Annotated in this window: 16 protein-coding genes; 7 read left to right on the forward strand and 9 right to left on the reverse strand. The window is 65.5% G+C overall.

Features of this window, described 5'->3' with window-relative positions:
- Nucleotides 1-16 precede the first annotated feature (16 nt).
- The gene (locus tag HBF26_RS18495) at nucleotides 17-919 is read right to left on the reverse strand and encodes a 23S rRNA (adenine(2030)-N(6))-methyltransferase RlmJ (protein WP_167129563.1); all 903 of its coding nucleotides are present in this window, start codon (nucleotides 917-919) and stop codon (nucleotides 17-19) included.
- A gap of 57 nt (nucleotides 920-976) precedes the next feature.
- Nucleotides 977-1,594: an NAD(P)-dependent oxidoreductase gene (locus HBF26_RS18500; protein ID WP_167129565.1), complete on the reverse strand. Its 618-nt coding sequence runs from the start codon at nucleotides 1,592-1,594 to the stop codon at nucleotides 977-979.
- 116 nt (nucleotides 1,595-1,710) lie between these two features.
- On the opposite strand from HBF26_RS18500, the gene HBF26_RS18505 reads away from it, so the two are divergent.
- Complete coding sequence (locus HBF26_RS18505; RefSeq protein WP_167129567.1) at nucleotides 1,711-2,649, forward strand: LysR family transcriptional regulator; 939 nt, start codon at nucleotides 1,711-1,713, stop codon at nucleotides 2,647-2,649.
- On the opposite strand, the gene HBF26_RS18510 is transcribed toward HBF26_RS18505, so the two are convergent.
- Complete coding sequence (locus HBF26_RS18510) at nucleotides 2,618-3,151, reverse strand: DUF6630 family protein (RefSeq protein ID WP_167129569.1); 534 nt, start codon at nucleotides 3,149-3,151, stop codon at nucleotides 2,618-2,620. The genes HBF26_RS18505 and HBF26_RS18510 overlap by 32 nt on opposite strands.
- 187 nt (nucleotides 3,152-3,338) lie before the next feature.
- Here HBF26_RS18510 and HBF26_RS18515 point away from each other — a divergent pair, with 187 nt between their 5' ends.
- From HBF26_RS18515 to HBF26_RS18525, 3 genes are all read left to right on the forward strand, one after another.
- Nucleotides 3,339-3,758: a hypothetical protein gene (locus tag HBF26_RS18515; protein ID WP_167129570.1), complete on the forward strand. Its 420-nt coding sequence runs from the start codon at nucleotides 3,339-3,341 to the stop codon at nucleotides 3,756-3,758.
- A 94-nt stretch (nucleotides 3,759-3,852) separates the two neighbouring features.
- Nucleotides 3,853-6,087 (forward strand): M1 family metallopeptidase, encoded by a 2,235-nt coding sequence (locus tag HBF26_RS18520; RefSeq protein WP_240151421.1) that lies wholly within the window; start codon nucleotides 3,853-3,855, stop codon nucleotides 6,085-6,087.
- The gene (locus HBF26_RS18525) at nucleotides 6,084-6,992 is read left to right on the forward strand and encodes a hypothetical protein (RefSeq protein WP_167129572.1); all 909 of its coding nucleotides are present in this window, start codon (nucleotides 6,084-6,086) and stop codon (nucleotides 6,990-6,992) included. Before HBF26_RS18520 ends, HBF26_RS18525 begins: the two co-directional genes overlap by 4 nt.
- Nucleotides 6,993-6,995: 3 nt before the next feature.
- Here the strand turns inward: HBF26_RS18525 and HBF26_RS18530 are convergent, their stop codons facing one another.
- The 3 genes from HBF26_RS18530 to HBF26_RS18540 form a co-directional block, all read right to left on the reverse strand.
- On the reverse strand, nucleotides 6,996-7,532 hold the full coding sequence (locus HBF26_RS18530) for a GNAT family N-acetyltransferase (RefSeq protein WP_167023051.1): 537 nt from the start codon (nucleotides 7,530-7,532) through the stop codon (nucleotides 6,996-6,998).
- A gap of 21 nt (nucleotides 7,533-7,553) precedes the next feature.
- Nucleotides 7,554-8,015: an SET domain-containing protein gene (locus HBF26_RS18535; RefSeq protein ID WP_167129678.1), complete on the reverse strand. Its 462-nt coding sequence runs from the start codon at nucleotides 8,013-8,015 to the stop codon at nucleotides 7,554-7,556.
- A gap of 111 nt (nucleotides 8,016-8,126) precedes the next feature.
- The gene (locus HBF26_RS18540; RefSeq protein WP_240151422.1) at nucleotides 8,127-8,444 is read right to left on the reverse strand and encodes a ComEA family DNA-binding protein; all 318 of its coding nucleotides are present in this window, start codon (nucleotides 8,442-8,444) and stop codon (nucleotides 8,127-8,129) included.
- A 193-nt stretch (nucleotides 8,445-8,637) separates the two neighbouring features.
- On the opposite strand from HBF26_RS18540, the gene HBF26_RS18545 reads away from it, so the two are divergent.
- The 3 genes from HBF26_RS18545 to HBF26_RS18555 all read left to right on the forward strand — a co-directional run bounded on the left by HBF26_RS18545 (nucleotide 8,638) and on the right by HBF26_RS18555 (nucleotide 11,744).
- Nucleotides 8,638-10,080, forward strand: a complete 1,443-nt coding sequence (locus tag HBF26_RS18545; protein ID WP_167129576.1) for a M20 family metallopeptidase — start codon at nucleotides 8,638-8,640, stop codon at nucleotides 10,078-10,080.
- Nucleotides 10,077-10,781, forward strand: coding sequence for a YggS family pyridoxal phosphate-dependent enzyme (locus tag HBF26_RS18550; protein ID WP_167129578.1), 705 nt, complete (start codon nucleotides 10,077-10,079; stop codon nucleotides 10,779-10,781). The genes HBF26_RS18545 and HBF26_RS18550 overlap by 4 nt, the downstream gene beginning before the upstream one ends.
- A gap of 255 nt (nucleotides 10,782-11,036) precedes the next feature.
- Nucleotides 11,037-11,744, forward strand: coding sequence for a C40 family peptidase (locus HBF26_RS18555; RefSeq protein WP_167129580.1), 708 nt, complete (start codon nucleotides 11,037-11,039; stop codon nucleotides 11,742-11,744).
- A gap of 109 nt (nucleotides 11,745-11,853) precedes the next feature.
- On the opposite strand, the gene HBF26_RS18560 is transcribed toward HBF26_RS18555, so the two are convergent.
- From HBF26_RS18560 to HBF26_RS18570, 3 genes are read right to left on the reverse strand one after another with little or no spacing between them, the layout of a single operon-like run.
- A complete protein-coding gene (locus HBF26_RS18560; RefSeq protein ID WP_167129581.1) occupies nucleotides 11,854-13,329 on the reverse strand; it encodes a hypothetical protein in 1,476 nt (491 codons plus the stop codon).
- A 39-nt stretch (nucleotides 13,330-13,368) separates the two neighbouring features.
- Entirely contained in the window at nucleotides 13,369-15,624 is a 2,256-nt protein-coding gene (locus HBF26_RS18565) for a hypothetical protein (protein ID WP_167129583.1), read from the reverse strand.
- 42 nt (nucleotides 15,625-15,666) lie between these two features.
- Nucleotides 15,667-17,244, reverse strand: coding sequence for a hypothetical protein (locus tag HBF26_RS18570; protein ID WP_167129585.1), 1,578 nt, complete (start codon nucleotides 17,242-17,244; stop codon nucleotides 15,667-15,669).
- Nucleotides 17,245-17,258 lie beyond the last annotated feature (14 nt).

Raw genomic sequence — 17,258 nt, forward strand, 5'->3', positions numbered from 1 at the left:
CGCAGGTGGCCCAACTTTAGCGCCGCCGGGGTGAACGTTGGGCGGAAGGCGCGGCCGGCGATGGCGCCTCGTTGGCCTCGTCGTTCACCAACCAGCTAAGGCGGTACTCCGATTCGCCCGCGGTTCCCAGAAGGCGAGGCAACAGGCGCAGCGAATCGCGCAGGGTTTCATCGAGCTTCCACGGCGCGTTGACGATCACCATGCCGCTGCCGTTGAGGCGCAGCGGGGAATCGTCCGGCCGCAGGAGCACCTCGGCCACCAGCACACGCTTCGCCCCGCACCGGGTCAGCCAGCGATGAAACGGCTGCACATGGCTGCGCAGCTTGATCGGATACCACACGGCGTACATGCCGGTCGGCCACTTCTCCATGGCGGCCTTGAGGGCCTTCTCGATCACCCGGAACTCCGCTTCCTGCGCCTCGAACGGCGGGTCGATCAACACGAGGCCGCGTTTTTCCTTCGGCGGCAGCAGGCCCTTCATCGCTTCGTACCCGTCGCGCTCGTGCACGTGCACGCGGCGGTCGTGGTGGAATACCTGGCGCAGCGCGGCGGCTTCTTCCGGATGCAGTTCGCAGAGCTGGGCGCTGTCGCCCTCGCGCATGAGGTGGGCGGCGAACCAGGGCGAGCCCGGGTAGTAGCGCATGTCGTCCCCGTCGTTGCAGGCGCGGACGGTTTCGAGCCACTTCCACAGCAGCGGCGGCAGGCCGGTGGCGGTGCGCAGCACGCCGAAGCCTTCGTCGGCCTCGGCGGTCTTGCGGGCTTCGACGCTGCGAAGGTCGTAGCGACCGCGGCCGGCATGCGTGTCGACGTAGCAGAAGGGCGTGGCCTTCTGCTTGAGCGCGTCGAGCAGGGCCACGAGCACCATGTGTTTGAGGACGTCGGCAAAGTTGCCGGCGTGGTAGGCGTGGCGATAGTTCATCGCGGGATTATAGGCGGTCCCCCCGCGGGCAGGGGCACGAATGACGCGGGCCGGCGATCAATACCCGAAGGTGACACGCTTCCTCGGTGCGTCACCTTTTTCGACGCGATCCAGTACGCCGATGGCGAAATCGGCCGTCGAGATGAAGCTCTCGCCGTTCGCGTCCTGCAGTACCTGGTCGCCGCCGACGCGGAACACGCCCTTGCGCTCGCCGGGAGCGATCAACTTCGAGGGGCTGGCGTAGGTCCAGTCGACGTTCGCCTTGCTGGCGCGAAACGCCTCGTAGGCTGCGATCTGCGCCTGGGCGATGCCTTTCCATGCCTCGGGGAAGGCGGGATCGTCGATGACCCGCACGCCCGGCGCGGTTTCCAGGCCACCCGCACCGCCGACCCAGACGAAGCGGCGCACGCCGGCCGAGTCGAGGGCGGACAGCAGGGACTGCGCCTGCGAGCGCGTATCGCCGCTGAGGCTGGCGATGGCGGCCTCGGCACCGGCCAGCGCCGAGGCCAGCGACGCAGGATCGTTCACATCGCCCTTCACCACGCGCAAGCCGCCACGGGCGGCGATCCGGGAAGGGTCGCGGGCCACCGCGGTCACCTCGTGACCACGGGAAAGAGCCTCGTCGAGGATGACCTGGCCGATGTTGCCGGTGGCGCCGAAGAGCACGATCTTCATGTCGTATGTCCTTGGATGGGAAGCGATCGGCGACAGCATGGACCCCTCGTCGTTGCGGAAAAATGTGCTTTTGGGCGATTCATCGTAAAGTAGTGCTTTACAATCGGATGCCTTCCATGGCCCTGGCGAACATCAACCTCAACCGCTTCGCCGTGTTCGTCGCCCTGGTGAGGGCCGGCTCGTTCACCGCCGCGTCCGAGCAACTGGGCATGACCAAGGCCATGGTCAGCCAGCACATCGCGAAGCTGGAGGAGGAGCTGGGCGTGACCCTGCTCGTGCGCAGCACGCGACGGATGTCTCTCACAGAGGCTGGCGAGCGGTTCCACGAAGATTGCGTGCGGGTCATGGCCGACGCCGAGGCGGCGGTCAGCCGGCTCGACGAACGCCGCGATACCCCCATGGGTGTATTGCGCGTGGCCGCCGCCGGCGACCATGGCCCGGCCATCGTTGCGCCCGCGCTCGCCGCCTTCGCCTCGCTGCATCCGCAGGTGAGCGTGGAACTGGTGGTGAGCGACGAGATCGCCGACCTCATCGCCGAGCGTTTCGACCTGTCCATCCGCATCGGCTGGCTGCGCGACTCGAGCCTGCGCGCCGCGCGGCTGTCCACGTTCCGCCAGTGCCTGGTCGCTTCCCCCGCTTATGTCGCGCGGCGAGGCGCGCCCTCGGTTCCCGACGAGCTCGCCGCGCATGACTGGGTTTCGCTCAGCGTGCTGTCGTCGCCCACGCGATGGACGTTCACCGATGGCGCGGGCGTGGAGCACACGGTGCGCACGCGTCCGGTCGCCAGCGCCAACAGCACGCTGGCTGCACATGCGTTCGTCGTGGCGGGCCTTGGCATCTCCGTACTGCCGGACTACGTCGTGGATGCGGATCTCGCGACGGGGCGGCTTGTGCCGCTGCTGGACGGCTACCGTTTGCCCGACGGCGGAGTGCATGCCGTGTATCCCGGCAAGCAGACGTCGGTGAAGGTGCGAGCGTTCATCGATCTGTTGCGGGAGCGAATGTCGCGCGGGCGGAAGGCGATCAGGACACCTGACTGCCCAGGCGCAGGTTGATGCCCAGTTCCGTCGCGACGACGCGCATCGCCTCGTCGTCGCGCGACTGCGTGATCCACCCGGCGTAGACGTCGTCCTCGTCCGCCTCGCGGGCCCATAGCGTGTATCCGTGCTGGTTCAACTGGTCGAACGCGCGGGAGAAGATTTCAGGGCCGTCGACCTCTTCGTGGAACTCGTCGTCGTCCGGGTCGCCGTCCCAGTCGATGGAAAGGTTCCAGCGGCTCGCCAGTTCGTTGATCGCCTCGACCAGCGTGCGCGTGTCGTCGGCGTCCACTTCGAATCCGGAGCGCCAGTCGGTGACCTGGGCCACGATCCGTACCGGATCGTCGTCGCCTTCTTCTTCCACGGTGTCGCGGTAGGCGGAGAACTGCTGCATCGCGCTGTCCTCGTCGCCTGGATTGATCAGCATCAGAAGGCGCCAGACCTGCGATTCGGTCGACTCGTTGTCGTCCTCGTCCTCATAGCCGTCGTCCTGGTCGAAATCGTCGTCGTAGGAAGCCATGGGTGGGTTCTCGATGGGGGAGTGCAGTATCGCCCATCCCCGGCCGTCGGTCTAAGTGGTTGATCCGAATCCGCCCGCTGCGGATATGCCGAAATTTCTTATTGACCCGAATCGGCAAACGCGTTGTGCTTCGTTTAGCCGTCCAATCGGCTCGGCCGTGACGGCCGGCATCAAAGGGGGAATACCTATGAACGCCATTGTTTTCGTTCGGGCGGCGGGGGCCGCCGCCATGCTCTTGCTTGCCGCCGGCTCCGCTGCCGCCCGATCGGACGAGCCGCCGCCGGACACGATCTGCACGGTGCTGGGAACCGCGGCGCGCTATGTGGGAACCACGGTCACGGTGCGCGGCGTCGCCACCACCGAGGGAAAGGTCACCACGCTGACGGATGCGCAGTGCAAGGGCGTCGTGAACCTCACCATGGACGATGCCGCCGGACGCAAGCGTGACGTCGTGTCGTTCCGCCGTACGGTCTCCGAGAAGGGCGTGCGCGCCGACGCCACGATCTTCGGCCGTTTCGAGGCGACCGGCGACGCGCGCGTGCCCTACGCGATCGACGTGTACAGCGTGCGCGACGTGAACGAACTGCCCGCCGCCGAGGGTGGCTGAGCCCGAATGGCGACTTGCCGGTCGTGACTTTCGGCCTATATCGGGCCCGCTCACGGAGACGCAATCTCGTGCGCTTCCAGGGGAGGGTGGATCGATGCGCCGCGAGGCAGCCAGAATCGTTCGTTGGACCGTTGCAGGCGCGCTCCTGTTTGCCGGTGGCGTATCGGCCCAGGTGCCCCCAGGGCAGCTACCGGCCGCGGCTTCCACCACGGCGGCTCCTGTCAGCGTAGCGCCCCCGGCGGAGATTCCCTTCGCCTCGGCCCATGCGGCCTTCGTTCGCACGCCGAGCGCACCGCAAGCGTGGGGCGGACCCCGTTCGGGGAACGAAGCCACCCTTTCCGATCGTGTGGTGTCCTACCGCATCCAGGCCCGGCTGGACCCGGACAAGCACACCGTCGATGGCAGGCAGCAGCTGACCTGGCGCAACCGCAGCGACCGGCCGGTTTCGGCGGTATTCCTGCATCTGTACCTCAATGCCTTCGAGGGCGAAGGCAGCACCTTCTTCACCGAGCGCCGCCTGTTGGCCGCGCATGGTGGATCGCGCGGCATCGCGCCGGTCAAGAAGGGCGAATGGGGTTACATCGACCTCGGCCATGTCGAGCAAGATGGTGCCACGCTGGCATGGCGCTACGTGCATCCGGACGGTGGACCGGAAACGGACCATACCGTCGTGCGCGTGGACCTCGCTCAGCCGGTGCCGGCGGGCGGCAGCGTCACGCTGGACATGAGCTTCCACAGCCAGTTGCCACGCGTGATCCTGCGCACGGGCTACGTCGGCAAGTTCCACCTGGTGGGCCAGTGGTTCCCGAAGATCGGCGTATTGGAACTGGCAGGTGAGCGTGGGGCCACCGAGCCACGCTGGAACGTTCACGAGTTCCACTTCAACAGCGAGTTCTACGCCGACTTCGGCGAGTACGACGTGCGGCTGAGTGCACCGAAGGATTACGTCGTGGCCGCCGTCGGCGAACAGCAGGGCGCTCCCGTGCAGGAAGGCCAGGATCTGACCTGGCATTTCATCCAGGGCGACGTGCACGACTTCGCCTGGATGGCCGCGCCGGGATACCGGACGCTGGACGGCGAATACACGGGGCCGGGGAGCCCCAAGGTCAAGGTGCGGGTGGTCTATCCGCCCGAATACGAAGCCAGCGCGAAGCCGGTGCTCAAGGCGTCGCTCGACTCGCTGGCATACTTCTCCCAGACCCTCGGCCCGTATCCGTACAAGACACTCACGGCCGTCGTGCCCCCGTTCAACGCGGCGGAGGCGGGCGGCATGGAATACCCCACGTTCTTCACGGCCGACAGCTTTCGCGAGATAAAGCCGAAAACGCTGGACGAGTACCTGCTGGATTTCGTCACCATCCACGAGTTCGGGCACGGCTACTTCTACGGCCTGCTCGCGTCCAACGAGTTCGAGGAGCCCATGCTCGACGAGGGCCTGAACGAGTACTGGGACGACCGCATGCTGCGCGAACGCGGGCAGAAGGTGTACCTCACCAGGCCGCTCTGGCAGTTTTTCGGCGTGGAGCCGCCACTCGATGCGTTCGAGCTGGAGCGCATGGTCGCGCGATTGCGCCATCCGTCCGATCCGCTGGGCGAGAACGCCTGGGACCGCCTGTCGAGCGCCGACTACGGCACCGTCTACTCGCGCACGGCCACGGCCATGCACGATCTGGAAGAGCGCCTCGGGAAAGGCGTGACCGAAAAGGCCTTCCGCCAGTACTACGCGAACTGGCACTTCCGTCATCCGGGGACGGGCGATCTGCAGGCCACGCTCGCCGATGTCTCCGGCAAGCCGGAGGTGGTGGCGCAGGTGTTCGATCGATATGTCTACGGCACCGAACGCATCGACGACAGCGTCGGCGACATCGTGAGCGAAGAGGTGTTGCCGCTCGCCGGCACGCGCATCAAGGACGGCCGTCGCGAGGAAGTCACCACCGACGCCAACGACGAGGCGATCCGGAAGCAACGCGACGCCTGGGACAAGGCGCATCCGCATGCCGGGCCCGGCACAGGCCCGTTTCCATGGAAGACGATCGTCACGGTGCGTCGGGACGCCTCGCCGGTACCCCAGACCCTCAAGGTCACCTTTGCCGACGGCTCCTCGGAATCCGTGCGTTGGAACGACGACCGCCGCTGGGCGCGCTTCGTGTTCGTGAAACCGGTGAAAGGTGCGTCGGCCGAACTCGATCCAGAGCGAAAGATCTACCTCGATTCCGACAAGCTCAACGACAGCCGAACGGTAGACGCCAATCACGCGGCATCGAAACGTTGGGGAGCCGACATCGCCGCACTTCTGCAGGGCCTCTATTCGCTCCTGGGGACGCTATGAACACCCGTCAACGACGCTCCTCCATCGCGGCCATCGGTGGCGCCAGCGTCGCGGGATTGCAGTGGCGCCTTATGCTCCTGTGGATCTTCGTGACCCTTCTTCCGACGATGGTGGTGGCACTGCCGGTGTGGCGTGTGCTCGACGACCTTCTGGGGCATTCCGTGCATGCCGACGCGTGGGCCCGGCATTTCGACGGCCTCATGTTCGGCGACGTCATAGCGGCCTTCCGGAACGATCATGGCTGGACCGGCATGGCGTTCGTCGCAGGCATGCTGCTGACATGGCTCACCGCGCCGTTCCTCGCCGGCATGATCGTGGCGGGTGGACGCGCTCATCGCGCCCTGGACTTCGGTGCGCTGCTGCAAGGCGGGGCGGCCCAATACGGGCGCATGCTGCGCCTGTCGTTCCTGGCTCTGATTCCGTACGGCCTCTCGGTCGCCGCGGCTCTGGGCGCATCGTCGTTTGCGGACGACAGGATTGACGCCGCCGTTCTGGCTTCCAGTGCCGACTGGTACCGGCATGGTGCGTCGGCCGTGGCGCTACTGTCCTTCGTCATCGCGCAGGCCATCGTGGAATCGGCGCGAGCGCAGTTCATTGCCGACTTCGGGCTTCGCTCCGCGTTCCTGGCGCTGGGACGCGGCTTCATGCAATTCGTTCGCCGCCCGCTCGCGACATTGTTCGTCTATCTGGCGATCACGCTGGTCGGCGGCGTCCTGCTGGTGGCGATCGCGTTCTGGCGCGGCCATACGACCGCCACCGGTAGCGGGCTGCCACTCGGCATGCTCATCGTGCAACTGGGTGTGATCGTGGTCGCCTGGATGCGTACCGCACGGCTGCTGGCACTGGCCGGCCTTGCGACGGCGAATCCCCGTCGCCGCCGCAGCGACTTCGCTCCGGCGCTTTAGGGCTTAGCCGACGCGGCGCACGGCGCGGTGCGGCGGGTAGTACGCGAACAGGTGCGTCGCGCCGCCGAGGAAGTCGATGTTGTCGATGTGTTCGCCGCCAAGGCGCTCAGCGACGTGGTCGGAGGCCTCGTTGCCGATGCGGACCAGGCTGATCACACGCTGTGCGTGCATCTGATTCCAGGCAAAGTCGAGAATGGCCTCGCCGGCTTCCGTGGCGTAACCGTGATGGCGGTGCTCGGGCTTCAGCATCCAGCCCAGTTCGAGGTCGGGCCAGCCTTCGGGTTTCATGAGGCCGGCGCGGCCGATGAATTCGCCCGTTTCCTTCAGCTCGATGGCCCACATGCCGCAGCCGCGCAGCGCCCAGTGGCCCAGCAACATGGCCATGGACCGCCATGCGTTCATGCGGTCGAGCGGTTGGCCGTCGCCGATCCAGCGCGTGCTATCGGCGTCCGCGAGCATGGCCGCGTAATCGTCGAAGTGGCGTTCGGTGAGGGCGGTGAGCCGCAGGCGCGGTGTTTCCAGAACGGGGATGTCTGCTATTGCCATCGAAGTGACCAGGTGTCAGCCGAGCAGGAGGGCCAGCGCGCGGGTGCTTTGCGCGAGGCTTTCCTGCCAGGACAAGCCGGTTATTTTCTCACCAGTGGCCGCGTCATGGAAGCTCTCATCCTGGCCCGGTGCGAGAAGGTGGCGGTAATCCACCGTGATTTCAGTACCTTGTGGCAGGTCTTTGGCGGCGAAGATGAAGCCAAGGTGCCAGAGCCCCGTCGGATCGAAGCTGTGGTTCACATAGCACTCGTCGGGCCATTCCGGCGACACGGTATAGCGGTCTTCGAACCAGCGCGCCGCGGCGTGCAGGTCGGCGGCGAGCGCGGGAGAGCCCGTGATCTCGGCCCAGCCGTAGGTGCGATCGATCTGGTCGGGCGCCGTGACGATGCGTCCGGCCGCCACGAATTCGTCGACGAAAAGGCCCTTGCCGGCGCCGGGGATGGCGGAGTCGGCGATACGGTAACGCGGCAGGATCATCGCTTCATCAAGCCCCTGTTCCATGCGGCGGCACACGTGGCGGCCCCGCACTGGGCGCGAGTGTAGCGCTTTCGCCGCGGGTGGGAAGGCCCGCCCGCGGCGGACACTCGATCAGTCTTCCTCGCTGCCCTTGGGCTTGCGCTGGCTTTTCGCCTTCTTGGCCGGCTTGGCGCCGTCCACCTGGATGGCGTCGCGGTTACGGTCGACGAGGGCGGCGCCGATGCCCTTGACCTCGGCGAGTTGGTCGGCGGACTCGAAGGCGCCGTTGGCTTCGCGCCAGGCCACGATGGCCTGGGCCTTGGCCATGCCGACGCCGTCGAGCGACTGCGCCAGGGTGGCGGCGTCGGCGGTATTGATGTTCACGGGCGTCGATGCGAGGGCCAGCGGCGACAGCAGAAGGCCCGCGAGGGCGATAACAAGACGTTTCAAGATGGTGCTCCTCATGGTGGCGCCGGATGGCGCTGGGGCACTCTGCGGTGCGCCGGAGGGCGCGCGAACCGGCGCGAGCCCGAACGGCGCGTGCGTCGTTCCCACCACACCGTGGCCATGGTTTCCGACATGATCCAGGGCGCCACCGTCGTCGCTGTTACAATCGGCCTTTGTCGAACGAGCCTGGCCCCTCATGGATACTTCTCGCGTTTCCTCCTTCGTCAGCGGTCTCTGGGATGCCGAGATCGTCCCGCAGCTGGTCGAGTACATCCGTATTCCGAACAAGTCGCCGATGTTCGACAGCCAGTGGCGCGAGCACGGATACATGGACCAGGCGGTGGCGCTGATGGAGTCCTGGGCACGTTCGAAGCTGCCCGCGCTTCCCGGCGCCACCCTCGAAGTGGTGCGCCTGGAAGGACGGACGCCGCTTATCTACATCGACGTGCCCGCGCAAGGCGTGCAGGGCGCGGGCACGGATCAGGCCGTGCTGCTCTACGGGCACCTCGACAAGCAGCCGGAGATGACAGGCTGGGCCGAGGGCCTCGGTCCGTGGACGCCCGTGATCAAGGGCGACAAGCTCTACGGTCGCGGCGGTGCCGACGACGGCTACGCCATCTTCGGTTCGCTGGCGGCCCTCCTCGCGCTGCGCGACCAGGGCGTGCCGCATGCGCGCTGCGTGATCCTGATCGAGGCCTGCGAGGAATCGGGCAGCTACGATCTGCCGTTCTATGTGGACCACCTGGCCGACCGCATCGGCAATCCGTCGCTCGTCGTCTGCCTCGACTCCGGCTGCGGCAACTACGACCAGTTGTGGCTGACTACCTCGCTGCGCGGCATGACCGGGGGCAATCTCACCGTGCAGGTGCTGGAAGAAGGGGTCCACTCGGGCGATGCGTCGGGCGTGGTGCCGTCGAGCTTCCGCATCCTGCGCGACATACTCAGCCGTCTGGAGGACCCGGCCACCGGCCGGATCGTGCCGAAGGAGCTCTATGTCGACATCCCGGCGCAGCGCATCGAGCAGGCGCGCCGGTCGGCGGAGGTGCTGGGCACCGCGATCTACGACAAGTTCCCCTTCGTGGAAGGCATGAAGCCCGTTACCGAGGATCTGGCGGAGCTCGTGCTCAATCGCACGTGGCGTCCGCAACTGGCGGTCACGGGCGCCGGCGGCATGCCCTCCCTCGACAGCGCGGGCAACGTGCTGCGCCCCAAGACATCCGTAAAGCTGAGTCTCCGCGTGCCGCCGACGTTATCGGGTGCCGAGGCCGGCAAATTCCTGAAGCAACTGCTCGAGAAAGACCCGCCGTACGGTGCGAAGGTCACCTTCGATCTCGAGAAGGACGGCAGCGGCTGGAATGCGCCGGCTCTCTCGCCCTGGCTCGAAGAGGCGGTGGCCACGGCCTCGGCGCATTATTTCGGCGCGCCCGCGGCCTACATGGGCGAGGGTGGCAGCATCCCGTTCATGGGCATGCTCGGTGAAAAATTCCCGCAGGCGCAGTTCCTCATCACGGGCGTGCTCGGACCGCATTCGAATGCGCACGGCCCCAATGAATTCCTGCATATCCCGACCGGCAAGCGGGTGAGCATGGTGGTGGCCGACGTCGTGGCCCGGCATTTCCAGGAAGCCTCCAAGGCATGAACCCCGAAGCGGGGACGCTCGCGGAACGGCTGGCCGCCGTTCGGGCCTCCATCGCCGACGCCTGCCGGCGTGCCGGTCGCGATCCCGCCGACGTGGCGCTGCTTCCGGTCAGCAAGACGTTCGGTGCCGACGTCGTGCGCGAGGCACTTGGCCTGGGCCTGCATCGCTTTGGCGAGAACAAGGCCCAGGAAGTGCAGGCGAAGGCCGCGGCCCTCGCCGGCGAGCCCGTGGAATGGGTGCTGATCGGCCATCTGCAGACCAACAAGGCCAAGATGGTGGCCGCCCACGCCAGCGAGGTGCAGTCGCTCGACCGCCCGGAACTGGCGGTCGCCCTGGACAAGGCGCTGCAGGCCCGGGGGCGCGCGATCGACGTGCTGGTGCAGGTGAAGACCTCGCCGGAGGAAACAAAGTCCGGCATCGCCCCGGACCGCCTGCTGCCGTTCCTCGATGAACTCAAGGCCTTTTCCTCCCTGCGGCCGCGCGGCCTGATGACGCTTGCCGAGGCAAGCGACGACGAGGAACGGGTGAGAGCCTGTTTCCGGATGCTGTATCGCCTGCGAGACAGGGCCCGCGACGCGGGCCATGCCGTGGATCGCCTGTCGATGGGCATGAGCGGGGACTACGCGCTGGCGATCGCGGAGGGAAGCACCGAGGTGCGTATCGGCTCCGCCATTTTCGGGGCACGAACCTACAAGGCCTGAGCCGATTCTCGGCGTTAGAGGTCGCGTACCCGCCGTTTTCCTCGTCACGTATGTGAAGGCAAGTGCCTAAACCTGTTCAGGTTTTCGCCGTTCCCGCCGTAATTTCATACGAGTGGTCTGAATCTTTCCTAGGAATGGCATTTTTTAACTTTATGCCAACAACAAGGCGTAGGGGGTTTGGTAACTTCACCGCTCGTTCACGGTCGTCTCACCTTCACGGCGGCTTAACTCCACGATGAATAGGCCTTTTCGCTCATGCATTTAAAGCGACTGACCGCTCTCGCGTTAGCCACCTGCTGTATCGCTTCCGTAACACCCGCCATCGCCGATACCGTCTCCGCTCCACAGGCCCTTGACCAGTCGGCAACGCTGCTCCTCACCGATCTGCCCGTGTTCGCGCCCGCTACGGCGCTGGCTCAGTCCGCCATTCCGGACCTCGCCTCCCTCTCCTCTCCCAAGGTCGACGAATCCGCCACGGCAGGGGACAACGTCGCCCTGTCCGATGATGGCGACGACGACGGTGACAGCCTCGTTGCCGCGGCTACGGCTCGCCTCGCAGGCCACGTCGACGGCCACGCCCGCGAGGCGCTCCTCGCCTTCGCCATGAAGCTCCGCGACATCCGTTATCACCGCGGCGGCCGCAAGCCCTCCACCGGTTTCGACTGCAGCGGCTTCGTTCGCTACGTGTTCCTGCACAGCATCGGCCTCGACCTCCCGACCAATTCGGCCAGTCAGTTCCTTGCCGGCCTGAAGGTCAAGCGCAGCGAAATGAAGACGGGCGACCTCGTTTTCTTCCGCACCCGTGGCAAGGCCATTTCCCACGTGGGCATCTATATCGACAACGGCCAGTTCATCCATTCGCCGTCGGCCGGCAAGACCGTCCGCGTCGACAGCCTCAACGAAGCTTACTGGTCCAAGCACTTCGCCGGCGCCAAGCGCCCCGAAGGCATCGCCAAGATCTGACGGAACCCTTCAACGTATATTTCCGAAACGGCGTGCTACGGCATGCCGTTTTTTTTTGTTGCTTTCCCAGCCTCGGCGTCGCCATCGCGCATGTCTCCATGCGAAAGACTCATTGCGGTCTGTCGGCGGAGACTACCGGCGAAACAAGGAACTGTCCGTCACGCTTCACCCAGTAATAGATCCGATCCGGTGCGCCGAGCCACGAAGGCGGAATACCTGCATTGAACGCAGCCGTTTTTTTCGGATACGGCGTGTCGTGGGTGCCGGTGCCTTCATAGGCCACCCATATCTGGTCGCTGCTCAGCATGCCGGGATAACCGATCCTGGCGTAGCTGCGGTCGGCGGCGAGTTCGGGCGGGGGCAAGTCTCCTGCGGCAGCTTCGACGTCGAGAGGCAGGGCCGGTGAAGTGTGGTTACCGGGTGGGAGCGTGTCGTCGATGACCACGAACGACACATGGACGGGCTGCCCCAACGCGGCGAGGACGTTGCCACGAGGGACATGGAACGCCGTGGGGCTATCCGCGACGAGCGGCTGGGCCGGGGTTTCGTAGAGGGACTGCTCGCTCTTCCAGCGGATGCGAGCCGCCACAGGGGGGAGGGGCACCGCCTGGTCTTCGGGCAGGTAATCGAACCGGGCATCCTCCGCTTCGGTTGTCGGCATCGTCATGCGGATGATCGGCACCCAGCGACCGGCACTCTGGTAGAAATCGCGCTGGTCCACCTTCGCGTTGGCTGGTCCGTTCGCCGTGCCGGCCTGATAGAAAAATGCCTCGATCGGTATGGTGGTATGGATGTCTTGCGGCCAGGTGCGAACCAGTAGTTCGTCGGTGTAGCTGCCGGGCTTGTTCGTCTGGAACCTCTCAGGAAGCAGTGCCATCGCCGCGCCCATCTGTCGGAAAGTCGTAGCGGAATGGGAGGTTCCAATGCGCACGTCGAAGCTGCAGATGTAGCCTCCGCTTCGATAGCGTGCGACCCATGCTTCGCCGGTGGTGATGCCCTGTTCGGCGCAAGGACGCGTATAGGTGGGATGGGACGCTGGATGGGGACCGCATCCAAGATCGCTGCGGGCATCGGTAGTCGCATCGAGCGGATAGACGCATACGATTTCCATCGGGTGGTAGCCGTGCTGCTCGGCATCGGCAGAGGGAAGAAAGATGAAACCGCTGGAATACCTGGGCGTATAGATGGTGCGAAACTTGGCGTCCTGCCGCAGCCACGAAAACGATACGGTGCCCTTGCTGCTCGACGGGTTCGGATTCCACGTGTGGTAGGGCCCCGGTACCGTCGCCCTGAAAAGAACGCCGGAACAGAGAAACGCGGGACGATCCTCCGCGCCGCAGTCATCCCGTGTGTCGGCATAGCGTTCCGTGAGGTGTCGGGCCACCGCAAGGCCGTCCACTCGATCGGACAGCGGCGGTACAACCACCTCGACGTCGGGACGGGCGAGGATGTCCCGGAGATACAGCGTGCCCGAGGACGCCACCGGCACCGAGGGCGCCTGATCGATAGAGCCCGCATTCGCGCTCAGGTCGACGACGAACAAGGTAGCGGCAAGGAATAACGGCTTGAGTGCACGTGACTTCATGTCGTTTCGCTCCGTGTTTGCCCGCGTTCTGCTTGCCCGTCATTTCCCAAAGGCCATGTGATTGACCGGGAAGCGCAAGGCACGCGTTTCGTCGGCGAGTTTCTCGAAGCCGACCTTCAGCTCGACCGTGAGTGGCGATCGGTCTGCCAGGGCATCGAGCTGAGCGAGCGGCACGGGCCGGATCAGGCCATTGGTGAGGTCGGCGGCGACGGTGGCTTCATTGCTGGCCAGGCCGATGACCGCTTCGCTGCCGTCGGGCTTGCGGCCGTGCACGCGAAGCCAGACGCGTTGGCCGAGGGCCATGCCGGGCCACGGCGCGACGCGAACCTGCGCTGTGCCGGTAAAGGCGGAGCGTGAGAGCAACCCGTCGACAGGAAGGGCGGCGCCGTCGGCCTGCGCGTCGACAACCTGCGGTAGCGGCTTGGTCACGATCGGCCCGGGTGCGTTGCGCAAGGTCAGCCGGGTCACCGGGAAGGCACGGGCCTGGGCGAGATCGCTGCCGGCGAGCGCGCGCAGGAAGACGGCACTGCCGTCGGGCAGGCGACGCAGCCAGTCGCGGGACACGGTGGCGTGTAGGCCTTGCTCGACCATCGCATCGTCGACGATGGCGCCGTCGATCAGGCGTGCACGTTGCTCGGTGCCGTCGGGGAAGTAAGCCAAGGCATCCAGCCATACCGACTGCCCCGTGGCGATGCCGTCCCAGGGCGCCACGGTGACCGCCGGATCGCTGGTGAGCGCGGCAAAGTCGAGCCAGCCGTTCGCGGCGTCGCGCACGATCGGCCAGGGTGCATGGGTAGGCGACAGCACGGGCGAGACGAGGAGCTGGGTGCCGCGTTTGACCCAGTAGTAAACCTGGTCGGGTGCACCCAGCCAGGAGGGAAGAAGCCCGGCGTTGAAGGCGGCGGTCTTCCTGGGGTACGGCGTGTCGTTGACACTCCTGCCTTCGTAGCTCACCCAGATCTGGTCGGTACTGAGCATGCCGGGATAGTCGATCCTGGCGTAGCTGCGGTCGGCGGCGAGTTCGGCCGGCGGCAAGGTGCCATCGGCGGCACCGACCGCGATGGTGAGTACGCGCGAGGTGCGCTCCTCCGCCAGGGTCTTGTCGGTCGCGACGAAGGACACGTCGACGGATTGGCCAAGGGTGGCGAGCACGCTGCCGCGGGGAATCGAGAATACGGTCGGCGTATCGGCGGCGAGGGGTCTTGCCGGGGTTTCGTAGTAAGCCCGCGTTCCCACCCAGCGCACGCGACCGGTCGATCCGGCGGGAAGGCCGGACTGAGCGGGCACGCTTACCTCGATGTCCTTGCGGGTAAGGATGTCCTGCGCACTCAGTGTCCCCGTCGGTGCCTGCACCACAGAAGGCGATTGATCGAGACTCGCCGGAAGGGTGGGCAAGGCGATGGCCTGGTCGGCGGGGGTGTAGGCAAAGGACGATTTGCCGCCGAGGGTGGTGGGCAGAGTGATCTTGATAACGGGTACGGCGACGCCGCTCGTATTGAGTAGATCGCGCTGGTTGCGCTGCGCGCCGGCGAGACCCGACTGGCCGGAGATCACGACATAGAAAAAGGCCTCGATGGGAAGGCTCGCGCCGACGTTCTGCGGCCATGTCGCCAAAAGTACTTCGTTCCATATGTTGAACTCGGCAACGGGTAACAACGCGCGGGCCTGCAGCACGGCGAGGAAGGCGGAGGCCGGGTCGGCGCTGCCATCGATGGTGAATCCGCATTGTTTTGCGTAGATCGGTGCGCCGGCTTGTGTCACGTGCTGCATCCATTGCGCCACCGTTTGAATGCCTTGCTCCTGGCACGGACGGCCGGTTGGGTAGGCACCATTCGCATAGGCACCGCATCCTTTCTGCGAACGGTTCCAGGTGTTGGCTTCGAGCGGGAACGCACAGAGCATGATGGGGTGGATGGTGGCGGCGTCGAGCGCTTTCGCCGGCGAAAAAATCAGTCCGTCCCTGTCGTTCCATGGCGTGCCCCCGAAATTGACATCGGCACGCAGATAAGCAAAAGACACGACTCCCATGGACACGGACGTAGGGCTGGGATTCCACACGTGGTATCCGACGCCGTCGCCTGTGAAGCGGAAGAGCACCGTGGAGCAGAGAAAGGCGGGTTCGTCGGGACCGCCGCAATCATCGGGCACGGCGTCATAGCGAGCTTGAATCGCCGCGAGTTGGGTCGTACCGAAGTCGGAGCGGGCAGGTATCCTGTCGGCGGCGACGCTGACGTTGAACCCGAAGAAGAGCAGGGTACAAGCCAGCACAGTGTGCATCATGGTTCGTGACGTCATGTCGTTGCGCTCCCTTGACCGTCGGCGAGGTCGGCGTGCGGGTCATCTCTGCAATTCGAAGCAATCCAGGCGAATGCCGTCCTTCGCTTCGAGTACGACGGAATCGATGTCTTCCATCTCGCACTTGGCCTCGTGACCCGCCGTGGGGCTTCCGCCGGGAATCGTCTGCTGGACCGTCTGTCCCGAGGCGCTGTGCCAGGTGAGGAGGAGGGGCGCGTCGACCGACGTCACACCGAAACGCACTTTCGCCCAGCGCCGCTTGAAATCGATGCGTACGACATTGTCCGTCGCCGTGCCCGTGGGGCCGCCGATGTAGAACACCATGCCGGAGTAATAACCTGGAGAACTGTAGGGAAAGTGTTCCACCGCGACCTGATTGCTTGCGGGCGAGACCTTGGCGGCGACGAAGACGACGTCCAGCAGCGGGAACGACAGGGTCTCTCCCACGTGGATGGGCGTAATCTCTTCGAACTGCAGATCCTCGAGATCCCAATAGACCCTGGCGGCTTGTGCGATGGTGTACGTCTTTTCCGGAAAATCGACGGTATCGAATGGATCGTCCGTACCGCTGAGATTGATGGCGATCTGCACCCTCAGGGTCGATCCGATGGGAAGGAGGTCGAGTAACTCCCGAGGGATCGGAATCCGCAGGCCGCTGTCGGCCTCGGCCTGGGTGACTTGGCCATCGAGCTTGACGGGATAGAAGACGGGCTCGCCGTCGCCTTCCGATGCGACATAAGCCCAGTAGATGCAACCCGCCTTGACGACTTCGCTGGGGTTCGTCGCGATATGGGCATCTCCGGTGAACGAGTCGACCTCGAGCACGTCGCCAATGGCTTCCTCGATGAGAGGCTCTTCCAGCCTGAGTGGCGTACCGATTCGGAAGGTCGTCGAGTCGGAAGACAAGGTTGTCGTTCCATCGGGCAATACGATCTCGTAAGAGGCATCGACCTCCTGGTCGTCGTGTCTCGCCGGATAGCCGCGAAGGACAAAAGGCAGCGGCGTCAGGGCAACGGCGATCCGCTTGGTTTCCTGCGTGATGTCCCTGGTCGCCCCGGGTGGCGATACGGCGAGGACCTGCGACAGCGCCTTGAGAAAAGGCGGCGTGTCGGTGCGCAAGGCAAGGATGACCTTGGCACCGGCCAGACTGGCTTCCGATGCCGGCACGGTGACGAGCAGCCGGGGAAGTGTGGAATCCACGATGCCGCTGACGAGGTCGCCGACCTCGGGCGGGGGAAGCGGTTCCGGCGCGACGAGTTCGCCGACGGTCACTTCCAGGCTTGCGGAATGAGCCGGCACGTCGCTGCCGTCGGGCGAAGCGATCGTATAGCTGAACGTCGCGCTGCCGTTTCGCAGCGATTCGACGAGATCCTTTGTGCAGTAGAACCACAGACTGTCGCCTGCGTTCTCTTCAGAAAGCTGGTCCGCGGACTCCCACTCGACCTCCGCACCCTGCAACGTCCTCCCTTCGACGCGCAGGATGCACCTGGCAAAGGGGACAAGGGCCGCGCTGGCGGGTACCTCGATCTCGAGGTAAGGGCCGACCAGGTCCGGGTCGAGGCTGCCGGCGTTTGCCAGTGGGACGATGGGCGCGGGCAAAAGTGTCTGGGCATGTGTCATCGGAGGTTCCTTCC

The sequence above is a fragment of the Luteibacter jiangsuensis genome (genome assembly GCF_011742555.1).
GTDB lineage: Bacteria > Pseudomonadota > Gammaproteobacteria > Xanthomonadales > Rhodanobacteraceae > Luteibacter > Luteibacter jiangsuensis.